This window comes from Sulfitobacter sp. M85 (assembly GCF_029285915.1).
Lineage (GTDB): Bacteria > Pseudomonadota > Alphaproteobacteria > Rhodobacterales > Rhodobacteraceae > Sulfitobacter > Sulfitobacter faviae.
Map to the genome: position 1 here is coordinate 79337 of NZ_JABECQ010000006.1, position 17849 is coordinate 97185.

Annotated in this window: 16 protein-coding genes and 1 pseudogene; 9 read left to right on the plus strand and 8 right to left on the minus strand. The window is 62.4% G+C overall.

Annotated features, from left to right (window positions below; translation table 11 throughout):
• Nucleotides 1-281: 281 nt before the first annotated feature.
• From HKX24_RS13080 to HKX24_RS13100, 5 genes are read left to right on the plus strand one after another with little or no spacing between them, the layout of a single operon-like run.
• Complete coding sequence (locus HKX24_RS13080) at nucleotides 282-2246, plus strand: 4Fe-4S binding protein (protein ID WP_276154052.1); 1965 nt, start codon at nucleotides 282-284, stop codon at nucleotides 2244-2246.
• A gap of 25 nt (nucleotides 2247-2271) precedes the next feature.
• Entirely contained in the window at nucleotides 2272-2475 is a 204-nt protein-coding gene (locus HKX24_RS13085) for a DUF6494 family protein (protein ID WP_271693942.1), read from the plus strand.
• A 5-nt stretch (nucleotides 2476-2480) separates the two neighbouring features.
• The gene (apbC, locus tag HKX24_RS13090; RefSeq protein ID WP_271693941.1) at nucleotides 2481-3551 is read left to right on the plus strand and encodes an iron-sulfur cluster carrier protein ApbC; all 1071 of its coding nucleotides are present in this window, start codon (nucleotides 2481-2483) and stop codon (nucleotides 3549-3551) included.
• Entirely contained in the window at nucleotides 3548-4264 is a 717-nt protein-coding gene (locus HKX24_RS13095) for a biotin/lipoate--protein ligase family protein (RefSeq protein WP_271693940.1), read from the plus strand. Before apbC ends, HKX24_RS13095 begins: the two co-directional genes overlap by 4 nt.
• Complete coding sequence (locus HKX24_RS13100; protein ID WP_271693939.1) at nucleotides 4261-4746, plus strand: DUF6505 family protein; 486 nt, start codon at nucleotides 4261-4263, stop codon at nucleotides 4744-4746. Before HKX24_RS13095 ends, HKX24_RS13100 begins: the two co-directional genes overlap by 4 nt.
• 42 nt (nucleotides 4747-4788) lie before the next feature.
• Here the strand turns inward: HKX24_RS13100 and HKX24_RS13105 are convergent, their stop codons facing one another.
• The 3 genes from HKX24_RS13105 to HKX24_RS13115 are packed head-to-tail and all read right to left on the minus strand — an operon-like array spanning nucleotide 4789 to nucleotide 7012.
• On the minus strand, nucleotides 4789-5601 hold the full coding sequence (locus HKX24_RS13105) for a substrate-binding domain-containing protein (RefSeq protein ID WP_271693938.1): 813 nt from the start codon (nucleotides 5599-5601) through the stop codon (nucleotides 4789-4791).
• On the minus strand, nucleotides 5598-6311 hold the full coding sequence (locus tag HKX24_RS13110; protein ID WP_271693937.1) for an ATP-binding cassette domain-containing protein: 714 nt from the start codon (nucleotides 6309-6311) through the stop codon (nucleotides 5598-5600). The genes HKX24_RS13105 and HKX24_RS13110 overlap by 4 nt, the downstream gene beginning before the upstream one ends.
• Nucleotides 6308-7012 (minus strand): ABC transporter permease, encoded by a 705-nt coding sequence (locus HKX24_RS13115; protein WP_271690280.1) that lies wholly within the window; start codon nucleotides 7010-7012, stop codon nucleotides 6308-6310. The genes HKX24_RS13110 and HKX24_RS13115 overlap by 4 nt, the downstream gene beginning before the upstream one ends.
• 450 nt (nucleotides 7013-7462) lie before the next feature.
• On the opposite strand from HKX24_RS13115, the gene repA reads away from it, so the two are divergent.
• The 4 genes and pseudogenes from repA to HKX24_RS13135 all read left to right on the plus strand — a co-directional run.
• A complete protein-coding gene (gene repA, locus HKX24_RS13120; protein ID WP_067266546.1) occupies nucleotides 7463-8638 on the plus strand; it encodes a plasmid partitioning protein RepA in 1176 nt (391 codons plus the stop codon).
• Nucleotides 8638-9633: a plasmid partitioning protein RepB gene (gene repB / locus HKX24_RS13125; protein ID WP_271693936.1), complete on the plus strand. Its 996-nt coding sequence runs from the start codon at nucleotides 8638-8640 to the stop codon at nucleotides 9631-9633. The genes repA and repB overlap by 1 nt, the downstream gene beginning before the upstream one ends.
• A gap of 178 nt (nucleotides 9634-9811) precedes the next feature.
• Nucleotides 9812-10963, plus strand: a complete 1152-nt coding sequence (repC, locus tag HKX24_RS13130; RefSeq protein ID WP_271693935.1) for a plasmid replication protein RepC — start codon at nucleotides 9812-9814, stop codon at nucleotides 10961-10963.
• A 141-nt stretch (nucleotides 10964-11104) separates the two neighbouring features.
• Nucleotides 11105-13048 (plus strand): annotated as a pseudogene (locus HKX24_RS13135) (cache domain-containing protein); the annotation flags it as partial.
• 55 nt (nucleotides 13049-13103) lie between these two features.
• On the opposite strand, the gene HKX24_RS13140 reads toward HKX24_RS13135, so the two are convergent.
• The 5 genes from HKX24_RS13140 to HKX24_RS13160 form a co-directional block, all read right to left on the minus strand.
• Nucleotides 13104-14156, minus strand: a complete 1053-nt coding sequence (locus HKX24_RS13140; RefSeq protein WP_271693934.1) for a M20/M25/M40 family metallo-hydrolase — start codon at nucleotides 14154-14156, stop codon at nucleotides 13104-13106.
• Between the two features lie 94 nt (nucleotides 14157-14250).
• Entirely contained in the window at nucleotides 14251-15564 is a 1314-nt protein-coding gene (locus tag HKX24_RS13145) for a TRAP transporter large permease (protein ID WP_067266538.1), read from the minus strand.
• Nucleotides 15561-16064 carry a TRAP transporter small permease subunit gene (locus tag HKX24_RS13150; RefSeq protein WP_067266537.1) on the minus strand — a complete coding sequence of 168 codons (504 nt, stop codon included), beginning with the start codon at nucleotides 16062-16064 and terminating at the stop codon, nucleotides 15561-15563. Before HKX24_RS13150 ends, HKX24_RS13145 begins: the two co-directional genes overlap by 4 nt.
• 58 nt (nucleotides 16065-16122) lie before the next feature.
• Entirely contained in the window at nucleotides 16123-17142 is a 1020-nt protein-coding gene (locus HKX24_RS13155; protein WP_271693933.1) for a TRAP transporter substrate-binding protein, read from the minus strand.
• A gap of 138 nt (nucleotides 17143-17280) precedes the next feature.
• Nucleotides 17281-17775: a MarR family transcriptional regulator gene (locus tag HKX24_RS13160; RefSeq protein WP_276154051.1), complete on the minus strand. Its 495-nt coding sequence runs from the start codon at nucleotides 17773-17775 to the stop codon at nucleotides 17281-17283.
• Between the last annotated feature and the right edge of the window lie 74 nt (nucleotides 17776-17849).

A 17849-nucleotide genomic window follows, 5' to 3' on the forward strand; every position in this document is an offset into this window, starting at 1 on the left:
CCGAAAAACCCGGCTTTCGAGACAAGATGGCCCGCCGGTTCTGCCCGTCAATGGTGCCTCGGCCTATTTGTCTAACTTGAGTATTTTGATCGGAAAACAGGCAAATCGCCGATATCGAATCACCCGGGCGGCAAGGAGCCGCGCCGCCCCGCCGATCGCCCCTGTCGCGACGCGGTCGCGGGGCGAATTTCGGTTGTAGGGGGTGGCAAATCCCGTCTAGCTTGGGGCCTCAGCCGCCGCCGGAGAGGCTGCGGATTGACGGGCGAGATAAGGGAAAATTCATGGCCAAGACATTGATAACATGCGATTGCGCAGGGTCGCAGCGTATCGATTCCGATGCATTGGCCGAGCGTAGCGGTTTGGCGGTCTCCCCCCCCTGTTCGGCCCTTTGCACCACCCAGATCGACCGCGCGGCCAAGGCGCTCACCGCTGGCGATGCGATTTTATGCTGCACCCAAGAAGAGCGGGTCTTTACCGAATTGGCCGAGGAATTGGGCCTGTCCCCTGCCCCCCTATTGGACCTCCGCGACAGGGCCGGATGGTCCGATGACCCCCGGGACAAACTACCCAAAATGTCCGCCCTCGCGACGGAAGCGCTGTTGGACGTTCCGGCTGAAAAAACCATCGACGTCGCCTCGGAAGGTCTTTGCCTGATCGTCGGGCGTGGCCCGGCGGCTCTGGAAGCGGCGGCGCAACTCAAGGACCACCTCAGCGTCACGCTGTTGATGGACGACGCGGTGACCGAGGCTGACGACAGCCTGCCCGAGGTTCGCGATTTTGATCTGATCTCCGGCAAGCTGCGCCGCGCCAAGGGTGCGCTTGGCCAGTTCGAAGTGGTGATCGACGCGCTGCGGCAGGTCGATCCGCGCGGCCGTGGCCCGCTAAGCTGGACCGAACCGCGCGACGGCGCGCGCAGCCAATGCGACATCATCCTCGACCTGCGCGGCGAGACGCCGCTCTTCCCCGCACATGAGAAACGCGAAGGCTACCTGCGCGCCGATCCGGGCCACCCGCCCGCCGTGGCCGCTGCCGTGCTCGCCGCCTCGCATCTCACCGGCACCTTCGAGCAACCGCTCTACGTGCGCACCGAGCCGCTGCTCTGCGCCCATTCCCGCGCCGGGCAGATCGGCTGCACCGCCTGCCTCGACCTTTGCCCCACCGGCGCGATCACCCCCGACGGCGATCACGTCACCGTCGATCCGATGATCTGCGCGGGCTGCGGCGCCTGTTCCTCGGCCTGCCCCTCGGGCGCGATCAGCTATGACGCGCCGCCCGTCGATTTCACCATGCGCCGAGTGCAGACGCTGGCGCGCGCCTATCTCGAAGCGGGCGGCGACGCGCCGCGCCTCTTGGTCCACGACGCCCACGGGGCCGAGATGATCCGCCTCGCCGCGCGCCATGGCCGCGGACTGCCCGCCGACGTCATCCCGATGGAACTCGACGCGCTCGCCGCCTTCGGCCATGCCGAGGCGCTCGCCGCCCTCGCCGCCGGTTTCGCCCATGTCTCGCTCCTCCTCGGCCCCAAGGCCGACCGGGATGCCATCGAGACCCAGACCGCGCTGGCCCGCGCCATCGCGGGCGAGGCGCGGATGTCCCTCATCGACACGCCCGACCCCGAGGCGCTGACCGACATCCTCTACGACGCCGAAGCGCCCGCGCCTGTGGCCCAACCGGTGCGCCCCATGGGCAGCCGCCGCCAGATCGCCCGCCAATCCGCGCGCGCGCTGAACCCCGAGGCCGAGGTGCTCGACCTCCCCGCCGGCGCGCCCTATGGCGCCGTGCTCGTGGACAAGGAGGCCTGCACGCTCTGCCTCTCCTGCGTCTCGCTCTGCCCCTCGGGCGCCTTGGGCGACAACCCTGACCTGCCGCAACTGCGGTTCCAAGAAGACGCCTGCCTGCAATGCGGCCTTTGCGCCAATGTCTGCCCCGAGGACGCCATCGCGCTGGAACCGCGCCTTGACCTCACGGAGGCGGCGCTGAGCCAGCGGGTGCTGAACGAGGAAGAACCCTTTGCCTGCATCGAATGCGGCAACCTCTTTGGCGTGAAATCCACCGTCGAGCGGATCACAGACAAGCTGCGCAGCCATTCGATGTTCGCCGACGAGGCCAAGCTGCGGATGATCCAGATGTGCGATGACTGCCGGATCAACGCGCAGTACCATAGCACTAATAACCCGATGATGGGCGCGGAGCGTCCCCGCCCCCGCACCACCGACGATTACCTCTCCAAACGGCGCGACCACTAGGCCGCCCCCAACACAGGAGCTACCCATGAGCGAAGACTTCAACATGTCGATGCGCAAGTTTCTCAAACAGGTCGGCGTGACCTCGCAGCAGGCCATCGAGAAGGCCATGCGCGACCATGACACCGCCGGTAAGACCTTCCCGGTCAAGGCCGTGATCTCGATCCCGGAACTGGGTCTCGAACATACGGTCGACGGCACCATCGCCGGTGCGGACAAGGGCGAGGCATAAGCGACGTGACTGCCAGCAGAGACGCGGTTCTGACCGCATTGAAGACCGTGACCGATCCGGCCACGGGCACCGACATCGTGGCCAGCGGCGTGATGCGCGCGTTAAACGTGGACGCCGAAGGCGCGGTGCGTTTCGTGATGGAAATTCCACCCGCGCAGGCCAAGGCTTATGAGGAAGCCAAGACGCAAGCAGAAGCTGCATTGGCGCAGGTCGAGGGGGTCTCGAAAGTCTCCATCGTGCTGACCGGCCACAGCGAGAAGGCTCCGCCCCCGGACCTCAAGCCGCAACGCAAGGCAGAGCCCGCGGGCCCGCAGAAGATCCCCGGTGTCGACCGGATCATCGCCGTGGCCTCGGGCAAGGGCGGTGTCGGCAAATCCACCGTTTCGGCGAACCTCGCCTGTGCGCTCGCGGCCCAAGGCCGCCGCGTGGGCCTCTTGGACGCGGATGTCTACGGCCCCAGCCAGCCGCGGATGCTCGGCGTTTCGGGCCGTCCGGCCTCGCCCGATGGCAAGACCATCCTGCCGATGCGCAACCACGGCGTCACCATGATGTCCATCGGTCTCATGACCAACGAGGATCAGGCCGTGGTCTGGCGCGGGCCGATGCTGATGGGCGCACTGCAGCAGATGATGACGCAGGTGCAATGGGGCGCGCTCGACGTGCTGATCGTGGACCTGCCGCCGGGCACCGGTGACGTGCAGATGACGCTGGCGCAAAAGGCGCAGGTCGACGGCGCGGTGATCGTCTCTACCCCGCAGGATGTGGCCCTGATCGACGCCCGTAAGGGCATCGACATGTTCAACCAACTCAAGGTGCCGATCCTCGGCATGATCGAGAACATGTCGACCCATGTCTGCTCCAACTGCGGCCACGAGGAGCATGTCTTCGGTCACGGCGGTGTCGCCTCCGAGGCCGAGAAATGGGGCGTGCCGCTGCTCGCCGAAGTGCCGCTCGACCTGCAGATCCGGCTTGCTTCCGACGGCGGCGCGCCGATCACCGTGAGCCAGCCCGACAGCAAGCAAGCCGCGGCTTTCCACGCCATCGCCAAGACATTGGTCGACAGCGGCGCGGCATGAGCGAAGACCTGTCCTTTCCCCCGTTGATGTCGGGCGAGGCGGTGACGGGCGATGCCCTCGCCGCCGCCTGCGCCCGCGCGGCCGAGGGCTGCGACGCGGGGCTGATTTGCTACCGGTTGGGCGAGACGGAGATCGAGGCCGCGCTGGTCTTCGCCCCCGAGGTGCCGCTGGCGCGCGCCGTGGCGATGCTGCCGCTCTGCGGGGTGGGCTTCCAAAATGCACTCGGCGCGCTGTCGCCGCCTGAGGTGGCGGTGCAGCTCGACTGGGACGGCGGCATTCGCCTCAACGGCGCCTCCTGTGGCCGCTTTCGCACGGTGGCGTCCACGAGTGACGCTGAGGCGGTCCCCGACTGGCTCGTCGTGGGCTTCACCCTGCCGCTCTTCCCCGCCGACGATCCCGAGATGACTCAAACCGGTCTTACCCCCGACCGGACCGCGCTCTATGCCGAGGGCTGCGCCGAAGTGCAGCCCCCTGCCCTCGTGGAATCCTGGGCGCGGCACAGTTTGCATTGGATCAACCGCTGGGAGGACCTCGGCCCGAAAGCGCTGCATAGTGAATGGCGCGGGTTGGTTTTCGACCTCGACACACAGGTGACCGTGCAGGGCCAAAGCGGTAGATTCATCGGTGTCGACGAGGACTTCGGCATGTTACTGCGGGACAAAGAGACCACCCGTCTCATCCCGCTCACCACCCTATTGGAGCCCGCCCCATGACCCTCAAACTCGCCCGCGCGATCCATTTCGACGAAAGCGACCGCAACGTCTTCGCCTCCCCCGCCCGCACCGGCGAATGGTGCATCTCGGGCGGGTTCGAGTTCTCGGACTGGACCGAGGGTGATCTCACCGGCAAGGCACGCCAAGCTTTCGCCAACGGCTGGCTGGGGCTGGAGACCTTCGGCCGCGTCACCTTCGTCGCCGTCACCCAGATCGAAGAGGCCGAGGTCGAGGCGCTCGCCGCCCTGCTGGCGCAGCATTTCGTGACATACTACGGCGCGCCCTCGGTCGATGCGGCACGCCCCGTGGCGAAGGAGGAACTGGCGCAGATGGTCGATCTCTGCGCCGACCACGCGCCCAATTGCCTGCTCACCGTCGCGCGCGAGTTGACCGAGGCGGGCGTGCGCGAAAGCTTCCGCATGATCCAGCCGCAGGACGCAGGCCTCGAGCAATTCGCGATCCACGGCGACCTGCCCGAATGAACCACCCGCGCCCCGGCTGGCGCGGATGGTCTCTAACAAAGGCTATTTAGCCTCTGCCGCGTTGAAGACAAAGAGCGTCTCACCGTTGATCTTGTAGTCATTGATCAAGGTTTTCGCGCGATCTGATGTCAGCCAATCCTCTAGCTTCAGGGCCAGTTCGTTTTTCACATGGCCGTGCATTTCGGGATTTACCGGCAGATAGGCATATTGGTTGAACAAAACTGGATCGCCCGCGTAGAGCAGCGTCAGATCGCCTTTGTTTCCGAAGTTCAGCCAGCTCGCGCGGTCCGACATGACATAGGCGGGCATCCCCGACGCGGTGTTGAGCGCGGCGCCCATGCCCGCGCCGACAGCGTTGTACCAATCCCCGAATGCCGCCGGGTCAAGGCCCGCTTCGGCCCAGAGGGACAGTTCCTTTTTATGGGTGCCGCTGTCGTCCCCCCGGCTCACGAAGGCAGTCTCCGCCTCGGCGATTGCGCCCAAAGCAACCGTGGCCGCATCTGATCCTTCGATGCCCGCCGGATCGTCTTTCGGCCCGATGAAGACGAAATCGTTATACATGATCTCAGTCCGGTGGCTGCCGAAGCCACCTTCGACAAAGGCTTCTTCCGCCTTGCGCGAATGGACGAGAATCGCATCCACGTCGCCCGCCTCGCCCAATTTGATCGCTTGGCCGGTGCCGACGACCAGCAGTTGAACGTCCAGATCCAGGTCCGCCGCGATCTCGGGTAGGAGCACGTCGGCAAGGCCCGAGTTGTTGAACGAGGTGGTCACCGCCATCTTTATCACATCCGCGGCTTGCGCGGCACTGCTCATCGCCAGCGCGGAAATTGCGCCAATCATCCAATGTTTCATTCTACGATATCTCCTCTTAGAAATGCCTGAGCCTCTGCGGTCTCAGGTCGGTTGAAAAACACATTTGCGGGACCGGCCTCATGCAGACGCCCCCCCAGCAGAAACAAAACGTCATCGGCCAAACGGCGGGCTTGGCCAAGGTCATGTGTCGATAGGATCAGCCGCGTGCCGGTCGATTTCGCCGATTGCAAAATCGCCTCGATCTCTCGCGTCGCGCGCCCGTCCAATGCGGCACAGGGCTCATCCAGAAACAGCAATTTAGGCTTGCAGATCAGCGCACGGGCAAGGGCCAGCTTTTGCTGCTCACCGCCCGAGAGCACCGGGGCCGCGCGGCCCAAAAGTGGCTCTAACCCGACGCGGTTGGCCCATTCCTCGGCTTCTTTTCGTGCGTGGGCCTTTGACACGCCGCGCAGGCGCAAGGGGTAGATGAGGTTCTCAAGCACCGTACGTCGCAGCATGACCGGGCGCTGAAAGACAAATGCTTGGTGATGCCGCGCCTCCTCGGTCGAGCAAGCCCAGTCAATCTTTCCAGCCGACAGCCGCGCCGTGCCGTGCAACAGTTGCAACAGCGTGGTCTTCCCTGCGCCGTTCGGCCCCATCACAACCGTAGCGCCCTGCCCGTCCAGCGTCAGATCGATCGGCCCGACCAGCCGCTGCCCACGCCTGCGGCTTTCGATCGCTTTGGTTTGCATCGGGAAAAGTTGCGTCACCACCGGCCCTCCCGCTCCGTCCGGCCCAGCCAATGGATGGCGAGGTTCACCGCCACCGCAAGCCCGATCAGCACAAACCCAAGGGCGAGCGCCAGGGCGAACTCCCCCTTCCCGGTTTCAAGCGCGATGGCCGTGGTCAACACACGCGTCGCATGGTCGATATTGCCGCCGACGATCATGATCGCTCCGACCTCACCAATCGCGCGGCCAAACCCCGCAAGTGCCGCAGTCAGCAACGCGCGGCGAGAGTCCCAGAGCAGGGTGCGTATCTTCTGGCCCTGCGTGACATTCATCGAAATCAGAAGGTCATGATATTCCTGCCAAAGCTCACGGATCGACTGATGCGCGATGGAAGCGATCAGGGGCACGATAATGATCACCTGCGCGATGATCATCGCCGTGGGAGTGAAGAGCAGTCCGAATACCCCAAGCGGCCCGGAGCGGGAGAGAACCACATAGACGATCAGCCCGACCACGACCGGCGGCAGCCCCATGAGCGCGTTCAATATCGCAATGACCAACCGCCTCGCGCGGAACCGTTTGACGGCGACCAAAGCGGCGAGGGGCAGCGCGATCAGGCAGGCAACAGCCAAGGCAGAGAGGGTGACACGAAGAGACCGGCCGGCGATCTCCACCAGCTCGGCATCAAAGGTAAAGACAAGCCAAAAGGCCTGCGTGATACCGCTCCAAATATCGACCATCTCGCGGAGGCCTCCCCCGAATAGGAGCCCGCGGCCCCATCGCCCGCGCAGAGTGTCAGGACTATCATTCGGACGCCAGAGCCTGCCGGCGTGAAAATACCCAGGAAGACAGGCTGGCTTTGATTTACCTCGCTCAGAAGGACAGAAGGTCAAGTTGACCCACCTGTGATTCCCGCGAAAGGAAGGATGTGGCTCTAACAAGGGGGAGCGGACGCGCGCGTGGGGTTCACTCGTGGTTGGCGAGGGCCTTTTGCCGCAAGAATAGTTTTATTGTTTATCTACAGTCACTTCTGTCGAGTGGGACATTCTATCTTTGCGTTTGGCCAGATAATTAATGCCGCCTTGCCCTCTCCTTCCGCAAGAATCTATTGCAAGCTTCGCTCCAATCGCATTAAGTAACGGAAACAAAAGCGCTACCGAATAATAGCGTTACTGAGAGCGAGGGCAGATGTGACGGACACGGTACACATCAATACACGGATCCGTCGTAATGCGGAAACGCTTTCCGAGGCGTTGGAAAGTCACATGCTGAAGGTCTTTGCGCCCGACGCGCGCAAGGAGTTGCGCCGCTTCTCCGCCGGGGAAGCCGCTGAATTACTTGGCATTTCTACGAGCTTCCTTCGCAAACTCCATTTCGACAATAAGATCGTCGATGTCCAGACCAGCCCCGGCGGGCGGCGGCACTACAGTGCGGACGATCTACTGTCGATCCGACGGACATTGGAATCCACCGCTAAAACCCGCGGCGCCTATCAGCGCGGTCGTCGTGAGGGGGACAAACTACAAGTATTGTCCTTTTTGAACTTCAAAGGCGGCAGCGGCAAAACCACGAGCGCGATCCACGCGGCACAGCGGTTGGCCCTTAAAGGCTATCGCGTGCTCTGTGTCGATATCGACCCGCAAGCGTCTTTAACAACTCTGTTTGGCTATCGGCCGGAGTATGATTTCCTGAATTCTGGCACCATTTACGATGCGATCCGCTATGATGATCCCGTCCCCTTGGCCGATGTGATCCAAAACACATTCTTTACCGGCATTGATTTGGCCCCGGGCGGCTTGATGCTGCAGGAGTTCGAGCACGAAACGCCTCAGGCACTGCTTAACAATACGCAGCCTCCATTTTTCGCGCGTCTGGCGACATCCTTGCAGGATGTAGAGCAGAATTACGACGTGGTTATCTTCGATTGTCCGCCGCAATTGGGCTATCTGACCATGTCGGCGCTCTGCGCCTCGACGGGTGTGTTGATCACAGTGGTCCCGAACATGCTCGACGTCGCATCCATGTCGCAATTCCTTCAGATGAGCGCCGATCTGCTCGATGTCGTCTCTAACGCGGGGGCAAGCATGGAGTTCGACTTCCTGCGCTTCCTTATCAACCGCTATGAGCCGAATGACGGGCCGCAGCAGCAGGTTCTATCCTTCTTGCGGCAACTCTTTGACGAGGAAGTCATGGTGGCCCCGATGCTGAAATCCACTGCGATTTCTGACGCGGGGCTGACCCATCAGACCATCTATGAGGTCGACCGGTCGCAGTTTCATCGGACAACCTATGACCGCGCGGTGGATTCACTCAATCTTGTGAATGATGAGATCGAAAGCATGATCCAGAAAGCATGGGGGCGGTAATGGCACGTAAAGGTATTCTATCATCCGCGCCAGCGAAATCTCCAAAGACGGAGCCGCCGAAAACGCCCACGTTAGAGCCGAAGAAGAGCCGGAGCAAGCCTAGCCTCATGCCCCGCGGAGCGGTTGGGGCGCTTCAGTCGTCGTTGAACCGGATGCAAGAGAATGCAGTTCAAGAATTGGACTGCAACCTGATTGATATGGCCGGCGTCGAAGACCGGCTAGGGACTGATACGCAGGCTCAGAAGCAGCTTCATGACAGTCTAAAGACCTATGGCCAGCAGGTCCCGGTTCTGGTTCGGCCGCATCCGGACACCCCGGGCCGGTTCGAGATTGTCTACGGGCGGCGGCGACTTCAGGCTTTGAAAGCGCTTGGGATGCCGGTCAAAGCGATGGTGCGTCAGTTGGATGACCACGCTTTGGTGATGGCGCAGGGCCAAGAGAACACGGCCCGTCAGGATCTCTCTTTTATCGAGAAAGCGAGTTTTGCGGCGCAACTCGATGCGGGGGGGCATGACCGGCAGACAATTGCGGATGCGCTTTCGATCGACCTGCCAATGGTCAGCCGGATGCTCAAGGTGGGCCATGCGTTCGATCTGCCCTTTCTGCGTCAGATCGGGTCGGCGCCATCCATCGGGCGTGATCGCTGGATGGCACTGGTCAAATTGTTTGAACAAACGAGCGCGAAAGAACGGGCAGAAAAACGAATGGCGCGGCCCGATTGGGACGGGTTCACCTCGGATGAGCGGTTTGAGGCGATTTTCGCCGAGGCTTCGACGACCCCTGAAAAGTCTGCCGCCTCCCCTGCCCCATCGGCCAAGCCCCGCACGCTTCGGAGCAGGGATGGCAAGGCGCTGGCGGACATTCGCAGCGGCAAGCGTGGTGTCACGGTCACCGTGCCCGCCCGCGCAGCGGAAGGTTTTGATAAATGGCTCGATGCACATGCAGAAGAGCTTTTGCAGGAGATTCACGACCGCTGGCAAAAGACCCGCGCGTGAGACATTGAGGAAGTAGCAACAGGAGGCACATCCAAGACCACAAAAGAAAAGCCCCCCAGGATAAATCCCGGAAGGCCCTTCTCAAACTTTGCACCTTCGAGATAGCCCCAAAGATTTATCGATGTCAACTCTACCCGATGGGATAGGGCCGGTATTTTGTTGTCTTTCGTGATTTTAGATGGAAAACACGTTCCGAACTGCGTTCGGGCGGCCGAAATCGGCTACCCAAGTGGAATGCGAGGGGCCGGACAAATGGGCTTTGCTCGACCGGCTGACAACCGCGGCAGAGGCCTTCGAGCTGTCGCACCGCACTCTCACCGTATTGAAGGCTCTGCTGAGTTTTCTGCCAAGCCGGCATATTCCAGATGGCGCGGCGGGCATTGTATTTGCCTCGAACGCCCGGCTCTCTGAACGACTCCACGGTATGCCGGAGAGCACTCTGAGGCGGCATCTGGCGCAGTTGGTCCGCGTGGGCCTGATTGCGCGGCATGATAGCCCCAACCGAAAGCGTTTTGCGCGAAACCAAGGGGGCGCGATTGCGCTGGCCTTTGGGTTTGATCTTGCCCCTCTTGTCGTTCAGGCGGGAGTGATCGAGATGGCAGCTCAAGCAGCCGAGGCAGAGCAGGAGCGCTTGCAGGCGCTGAGGGACCGCGTGCTGGTCCTCCGCCATGCGCTGATCAGGAAGGGTTGCGGCGAGAGATTGGCTGATGAGGCGGGCCGGGTTCTGCGGCGCAAACCGGATGAAATGGCGTTGTCTCAGCTTGAGACGGCGATCCGTGTGGCACTTGACAATGCCCGTGGAGAAGAACCTGTGGGTGAAACAGCACCCGTCCCCCCTGCCCCGCTTACGGATCAAATGAGCGCCAACGACGGCGAAAATGAGCGGCACATACAGGTTTCAGATAAATCCTATTTTGACTCTGAAGAGCGCGGCAAAGGCAATAAGAACCCGCGTACGGCTGACAAAGCCGAACCTGATTATTCTGAGAAAGAAGAAGGCGTATCATTCGCGGTTGTCGTAGATGCCTGCACAGAGGCTCGGAGCTTTTTCCCGGATGCGATGGGAAACTGGGGAGACCTTGTGCGGATCGGAGACCGGATTGCACCGATGCTGGGGATTGACCCGCCTGTGTTAAATGAGGCAAAACGAGACATGGGCCTGGAGAGCGCTGCGGTCACGGTGCTGTGCTTGCTTGAGAAAGCCGCGACGATCCGTAGCCCCGGAGCTTATCTGAGGCGTTTGACGCAAATGGCCCGAAATGGTGCGTTTTCCCTTGGTCCGATGGTCTCAGCCTTGGCAAACCGGCGAAATTGTCAGCTGACAATTTGAAAACCATAGGTTTTACAGTGACTTAGGTTAACTTACGGCTGGCAATTTAAGAAATTGAGCCTTCTATCGGCAAAATCCCTCCATATGCTTCACCCTCCTCGGCTCACCGGCTAACTTAGGTGAAGCTCACCGGGAAAACCCATGACCTCTGTCCGCCTCCGCCTGCTTATCCTCGCGCTCACACCGCTCATTGTGCTGATGCCGCTTCTGTTGGTTCTGGGCATGTCACGTTGGACGGCGGATTATGACGAAGTCCTCATCGCGAATGTTGAAAGCGAATTAAGGATCGCCAACCAGTATCTAGCCCGGTTGTTGGCGCAGACGGGGAATGAGTTGGACGCTGTCGCCGGGTCCGTCGAATTCGCCCAGCAGGTTGATAGCCCGGCGCCAGGACAGGCGGCTTTCTTTGCCGAGATACAGGACCGGCTGGGATTGGATTTTCTGCAATTCCTCCCCATCGACGTCGCCGTCGAAGACGGAGAGGATTGGCCGGTGATCGCCCGCGCCGCGCGGGGCGAGAGCGGCGCGGAGATCGATGTATTCAGCAACGCACGGCTGACAAGATTGAACGACGCCCTCGCGGTCCGCGCGCAGGTGCCGGTGATCGATACGCCCGCCGCCGTGCCCACGGACCGAAAGACCGAAGACCGCGGCATGGTGGTTCACGCCGCGAGCCCGGTTAACTTGGACGGCAGGCAAGGGGTCTTGGTCGGCGGGATGCTGTTGAACCGCAACCTCGACTTTATCGATACGATCAATGACCTCGTCTATCTCAACGCGGTGACCGGTGGTGACAGGCAGGGCACGGCGACGCTTTTCCTAGATGACCTGCGCATCTCGACCAATGTGCGCCTTTTCGAAGATGTGCGCGCCCTCGGCACCCGGGTCTCGGCAGAGGTGCGGGAGGCCGTGTTGATTGAGGGGCGCACTTGGCTCGACCGGGCCTTCGTGGTGAACGATTGGTACATCTCTGGCTACCAGCCGATCACGGATAGTTTCGGCGAGCGGGTAGGGATGCTTTATGTCGGCTTCCTCGAAGCACCCTTTGCACAGGCGAAGCGGGAGGCGTTCTGGTGGATGCTGGCTGCTTTCTTTGCCGTGCTGGCGCTATCGGCGCCGGTGTTCCTTTGGCTGGCACGCGGTATCTTTTCGCCGCTCGAACGGATGACAAAAGTCATGCACCGGGTCGGCAAGGGGGAACTTTCGGCGCGGATCGGCGCAGTGCCTGCACGGGATGAGATCGGGGCGGTGGCGCATCACCTCGATTGGTTGCTGGAGCAGGTGCAGGAACGCGACCGGCAGTTGCGCAGCTGGAATGATGCGTTGAACCAGCGGGTTGATCAGCGCACTGCTGAACTGCGCGAGGCGAACGAGAAGCTCGAGCAGACCTTCCGCCAATTGGTGATGAGCGAGAAGCTCGCCTCCATCGGTGAGATCACAGCAGGGGTCGCGCATGAAATCAACAACCCCGTCGCAGTCATCATGGGCAATGTCGATGTCATCCGGGAGACGCTTGGCCCGGATGCAGAACCGGTGGCCACGGAACTCGGCTTGATCGACCGGCAGCTGTCACGGATCGAGGTCATCGTCGGCAAATTGCTCAAGTTCGCCGCGCCATCCGAATTCTCAGACTGTGAACATAATATCTCGCTGCGGCCCTTGGTGCAAGACTGTCTCGTGCTGGTCGATCACCTCATCAGCCGGGGCGGGATCGAGGTGCATTGCGATCTGTTTGAGGTGCCGCCAGTGCGCGCGGACTCCGGTGAGATTCAGCAGGTCGTGGTGAACCTTGTGGTCAATGCGGTGCAAGCGATGCAGGGGGCAGGGCGGTTGGCATTGTACCTTAGCCCTGAGGATCGCGACGGCGTGGCCGGTGTGGCGTTGTCGGTGCATGACAGCGGACCGGGGGTGCCTGAGGCGTTGCTCGGCTCGCTTTTCGATCCCTTCTTTACCACCAAACCGGGGGAGGGAACGGGCTTGGGCCTGTCGATCTCTCAGACGCTGATCCAGCGGGCCGGGGGGATCATCACGGTCCGCAATCGGGCGGAAGGGGGCGCGGCTTTTACCGTTTGGCTGCCGCAAGCCCCCGAGGATGCGGCCCCCCCGACTAGACCTGACGCGCAAGGGGGGGCAGGGGGCATCAGGCCGCCTTGCCGTCAAAGCCCTCAAGATAGGCCACGAGGATGTCGAGTGCGGCTTGCAGGTCACCTTTCGATACCATCTCGGTCACCGTGTGGATGTAGCGGGTGCCGACCACGATCCCCACAGCCCGCGCGCCAGCGGCGGCTTGCTGCGCCGCAGCGCCGTCCTGTCCCCCTGCGGCAAGCATGGTGCGTTGGAAGGGGATGTCGCGGGCTTCGGCCAGCTTTTCGATGTCGCGCACGAGGTCCACATCGGCGATGAAGCTGCTGTCGCGGACGTGCAGGCCAAAGCCTTTGCCGAGCCGCGTGGTGGAGAGATGCTCGGGCACGCCGGGTGTGTCACAGGCCAGCGTCGTGTCGATGCCTAGGCCGATATCGGGCTGCACTTTATAGGCCGCCGTGCGCGCCCCGCGCAGGCCGACTTCTTCCTGACAGGTGAAGGCCACATGAATCTCCGCGCCACGCCCCTTTTCGGCCAGCTTGCGGATCGCCTCGATCCCCAGCCAGCAGGCCACGCGGTTGTCGAGCGCTTTGGAGACGAACTGCTCACCCATCTCAAGGAAAGGCTCGTCCATGACGACGAAGTCACCGACCTTGACGATGTCCTTTGCTTTTTCGCCGAGCCCCAGATCGACGAAGAATTCCGAGACTTCGGGGATCTTCTTGCGGTCTTCGGGGGAGGAAATGTGAATGGGCTTGCCGCCGGGGTTCATCACGCCCTTCAGATCGCCCTGATCGGTGCAGACCAGCACCCGGCGCGAGAAAAGGTTGCGCGGATCGAAACCGCCCACGGGCTGCAGGTAGAGGAACCCGTCTTTCGACACATGGCTGACCAGAAAGCCGATCTCGTCCATATGGCAGAGCAGCATGATCTTGGGCGCTTTGCCATCGCCCGCCGTCGCATCCCGGCGGCAGAGGAGGGAGCCCATGGCGTCGGTCTCCACATGGTCGAACAGCCCTTCGATCTCACGGGTGATCAGATCGCGCACGCGGTGTTCGCGCCCCGGAACGCCGGGGGTTTCGCAAAGGTCTTTGAGTAGGTCGATGTTCATGCTGGCCTCATCCTTGGTGATTTGGCCGCACTATCGCGCCGCGCCTGCCGAAGTGCAAACAGACGCGGCCCGATGAGGCTGAGAGGGCAGGGGGCTACATCTGACCCGGCAGGAACAGCACGAGCGCGGGGAAGACGAGCAGCAGGATCAGCCGCAGGATATCGACAAGCCAGAACGGGGTGACGCCGCGAAAGATCGTCCCGGTGGAAACATCGCCCACCACGCCTTTGAGGACGAAGACATTGAGGCCGACCGGCGGGGTGATCAGGCTGATTTCGGTCACGACGACGACGATAATGCCGAACCAGACCGGATCGAAGCCAAGACTCGTGACCAGCGGAAAGAAGATCGGCACCGTCAGCAGCAGCATCGACATGCTCTCAAAAATGCAGCCGAGCGCGATGTAGATCAGAAGGATCAGACCCATGACCACCCAAGGCCCGAGGTCGAGCGCGGTCACGGTGGCCAGCAGCCCTTCGGGCAGCCCCGCGAGGTTCACGAAGTTGGAGAAGATCCACGCCCCGATCAACACCGAGAAGAGTGAGGCAGAGGTGAGCGTCGTCTCCTCCAGCACCTCCCGCAGGCCCCGCCAGCTAAGCCCGCCGCGTGCCCAAGCGATGAGGAAGGCCCCCGCCGCCCCCATGCCCGCGGCCTCGGTCGGGGAGAAGGCAAGGTGGATCGGCCAGAAGTCCAAGACCCCATAGAGCCCGCCGATAACCAGCGCAAAAAGCGCCAGCACCGACCAGACGTGATTGAGCGCGCGCAGCCGCTCGCCCCAAGTCGCACGGGGGCCAGCAGGGCCGGCCTCGGGGTTCATGGCGACGGAAAAGCGCACCGCGCAGAGATAGAGCAGGATGCCGAGCGCGCCGGGCACGATGCCCGCGATGAACAGCGCGCCGATCGAGGTCTCGGTCAGCAGGCCATAGATCACGAGGATCACCGAGGGCGGGATCAGGATGCCGAGCGTGCCCCCGGCAGCGATGGAGGCGGTTGAGAGGCTGTCGGAATAGCCGTATTTGCGCATCTCCGGCATGGCGACCTTGGACATCGTGGCGGCGGTGGCAAGCGATGAGCCGCAGATCGCCGCGAAGCCCCCGCAAGCGACGATGGTGGCCATGGCTAGACCGCCCCGGAAGTGGCCCAAAAAGGCGTTGGAGACTTGGTAAAGCTCACGGCTGATGCCGCCTTTGTTGACGAAAAGCCCCATGAGGATGAAAAGCGGGATCACGGATAGCCCGTAGTCTTGGCTGGTGTCGATGATCAGCCGCGACACCATGGAGATCGATGCGCGGTAGCTGGTCTCATAGACCAGCCCGATCATCCCGACGAGGCCCATGGCAAAGGCAATCGGCAAGCGCAGCAAGACGAGGACGAAAACGGCGGCAAAGCCGATAGCAGAGGCGATCATGTGGCAGGGTCCAGAAGTTGCGGCGCAAAGAGGCGCAGAAGCCCGCGCAGGATCAGCACGACAGCAGTGAGATAGGTCATCACCGCGATGAACATGCCGATGTAGAAGGTCGGGATTTCAAGATATTCGGTCACGTCGCCATAGCTCAGCGCGCGGTAGGCGAGGTCGACGACCCGCCCCGCCGGAAACCACAGCATCACCCCGCAGCCCAGTGTCACCAGCCCGTCGCGCCAGCGTTGCAGCCCCCAGTTTTCAAAGGGGCGGTCTAAAAGGTCGGCGGCGATATGCCCTTCGCGGCCCGACAGGACCGGCAAGGCAGAGAAAACGATCAGCGCGATGCCGATGCGGATCAGCTCGGTTGCAGCTTCGATGGGTGCATTGAAGACCGACCGCATGATGACATCGGCAAAGGTCAGCACCATCAGCGCGAAGAGCGCGAGAGAGGCCATCGTCATCGGCAGGGCCGAGAGGGCGGTGGTTAGGCGGATTAAAGAGCGCATGGCGGTTCCCTGGCTGGGGGCCGACCGCCTCTGCGCCCGGCCCCTTTGGCGGTGGGGGTTATTTGCTGGCCTTCGCCATTTCCTCACGCATCATCTCATAGGCGGCCTGCCCATCGACACCGGCCTCGTCGAGCTCTGCGATCACCTTGTCGCGCACTTTGGCGGCCATCTCGGCAAAGCGGGCTTGATCCTCTTCCGAGGCGGTGACGATCTTGTTATCGCCCGCGGCCTCGGTCGCCTCACGCGCGTCGACGTCGCTCTGGTCCCAAACCGCACCCATCATGCGGCTCGCCGTCTCGCCAAAGACTTCGCTGTCGAGCTTTTGCTGCACGTCTTCGGGCAGGCTGTCGAAGGTCTCTTGGCTCATGATGACCGAGAAGGAACCGCGGTAGAACCCGCCGGGCATCTCATAGACGTTCTTGGCCACTTCGTTGAGCTTGAAGCTGATCCGCTCGCCCATGTTCATCGCCACCGCATCGGCGGCCCCGGAATCGAGTGTTTCGTAAACCTTGGGCGCGGGCACCTGAATGCCGACGAGGCCAAGCTCCGCCCCCACATCCGCCGAGACACCACCGCCGAGGCGGGTTTTCAGTCCTTGCAGATCGTCGAGGGTGTTCACCTCTTTGTTGGAGTGGATTTGCCCCGGGCCGTGGGTTGTGAGCGCGATCACCTTCACGCCGCGGTGCTCGTCCAATTCAGACAGCATCGCCTCATGCACGCGCCAATGGGCGACCGATGCGGCCTCGGCATTGCCTTCGTAGCCGGGGATTTCCACCAGTTTCGTGCCGACGAAACGACCGGGCGTGTAGCCGTGGAACAGAATGGCGATATCGGCGGCCCCGTCCAGCAGCAGGTCCATCTGCGCGGGCGGCGGGGCGAGGCCGTTTTTCAGCTCGGTCTCGATCAGCCCATCGCTGGCCTCGGCCATCATGTCGGTCAATTGGGTGAACATGCCGGTGTTGACCGGGTGGCTTGGCGGCAGCCATGTGGAAATGGTCAGCGTCTCGGCGGCGAAGGCGCCGGTCGCGGTGCAGAGCGCAAGCGCACTCGTCGTGAAAAACTTGGTGAATTTGGTCATTTTGGGCTCCTCCCCATACCGTTCGATATGCCTTGGCGGGGTTCTCCCAAACCCGCATCGCCAAGTATATGCTTTTTCATGTATTCACATTTACAGCACGATTGGAACCATTTTTTGCGCCCGGGGCAAGGGCGCTGATCAGCCGCGAAGATCGCCCGTGTCATCCAAGGCGGCGAGCAGCGATTTCAGCGCGGGCTTCAACTGCGCCCCCTCGTTGCCCTTCAGCATTTCCATCAAGGCCGCCTCATGGCGGCGCGCTTGCGGCACCAGTTCGGCGGCCAGCGCGCGGCCCGCGTCGGTCAGATAGACCCGCACCCGGCGGCCATCGGCAGGGTCGCTGCGGCGGATCAGCAGGCCGCGTTCCTCCATCTGGGCGATGATCCGTGTGAGGCGGGATTGTTCGGCCAGCGCCCGGCGCGCGAGCTGCGTGATCATCGCGCCATCAGTGTCCGACAGGCAGGCCAACACGCGCCATTCCGGCACCCGCAGCCCCGCCTTGCGCACCTGCGCGTGGAACTGCGCACTCGCCACATCGCTGGCCGCCGCCAAGAGATACAGCAGGTAATCCGAGACGAATCCCCCCTCCTGACCCGTCTCCTTTTGGGCGGTTGCATCGGTCTTTTGCTGCGTCACACCAGTTAACCCTTTGATGGAAAGAGGGCTCCTTGCGCCTCGGCCTCTCTAAATGGCGGGCAAATTGGCGCTTG

Coding starts and splice junctions, on each gene's coding strand:
- HKX24_RS13080 (WP_276154052.1), top strand. CDS start 282: ATGGCCAAGACATTGATAACATGCGATTGCGCAGGGTCGCAGCGTATC.
- HKX24_RS13085 (WP_271693942.1), top strand. CDS start 2,272: ATGAGCGAAGACTTCAACATGTCGATGCGCAAGTTTCTCAAACAGGTC.
- HKX24_RS13095 (WP_271693940.1), top strand. CDS start 3,548: ATGAGCGAAGACCTGTCCTTTCCCCCGTTGATGTCGGGCGAGGCGGTG.
- HKX24_RS13100 (WP_271693939.1), top strand. CDS start 4,261: ATGACCCTCAAACTCGCCCGCGCGATCCATTTCGACGAAAGCGACCGC.
- HKX24_RS13105 (WP_271693938.1), bottom strand. CDS start 5,601: ATGAAACATTGGATGATTGGCGCAATTTCCGCGCTGGCGATGAGCAGT.
- HKX24_RS13115 (WP_271690280.1), bottom strand. CDS start 7,012: ATGGTCGATATTTGGAGCGGTATCACGCAGGCCTTTTGGCTTGTCTTT.
- repB (WP_271693936.1), top strand. CDS start 8,638: ATGGCACGTAAAGGTATTCTATCATCCGCGCCAGCGAAATCTCCAAAG.
- repC (WP_271693935.1), top strand. CDS start 9,812: ATGGAAAACACGTTCCGAACTGCGTTCGGGCGGCCGAAATCGGCTACC.
- HKX24_RS13140 (WP_271693934.1), bottom strand. CDS start 14,156: ATGAACATCGACCTACTCAAAGACCTTTGCGAAACCCCCGGCGTTCCG.
- HKX24_RS13145 (WP_067266538.1), bottom strand. CDS start 15,564: ATGATCGCCTCTGCTATCGGCTTTGCCGCCGTTTTCGTCCTCGTCTTG.
- HKX24_RS13150 (WP_067266537.1), bottom strand. CDS start 16,064: ATGCGCTCTTTAATCCGCCTAACCACCGCCCTCTCGGCCCTGCCGATG.
- HKX24_RS13155 (WP_271693933.1), bottom strand. CDS start 17,142: ATGACCAAATTCACCAAGTTTTTCACGACGAGTGCGCTTGCGCTCTGC.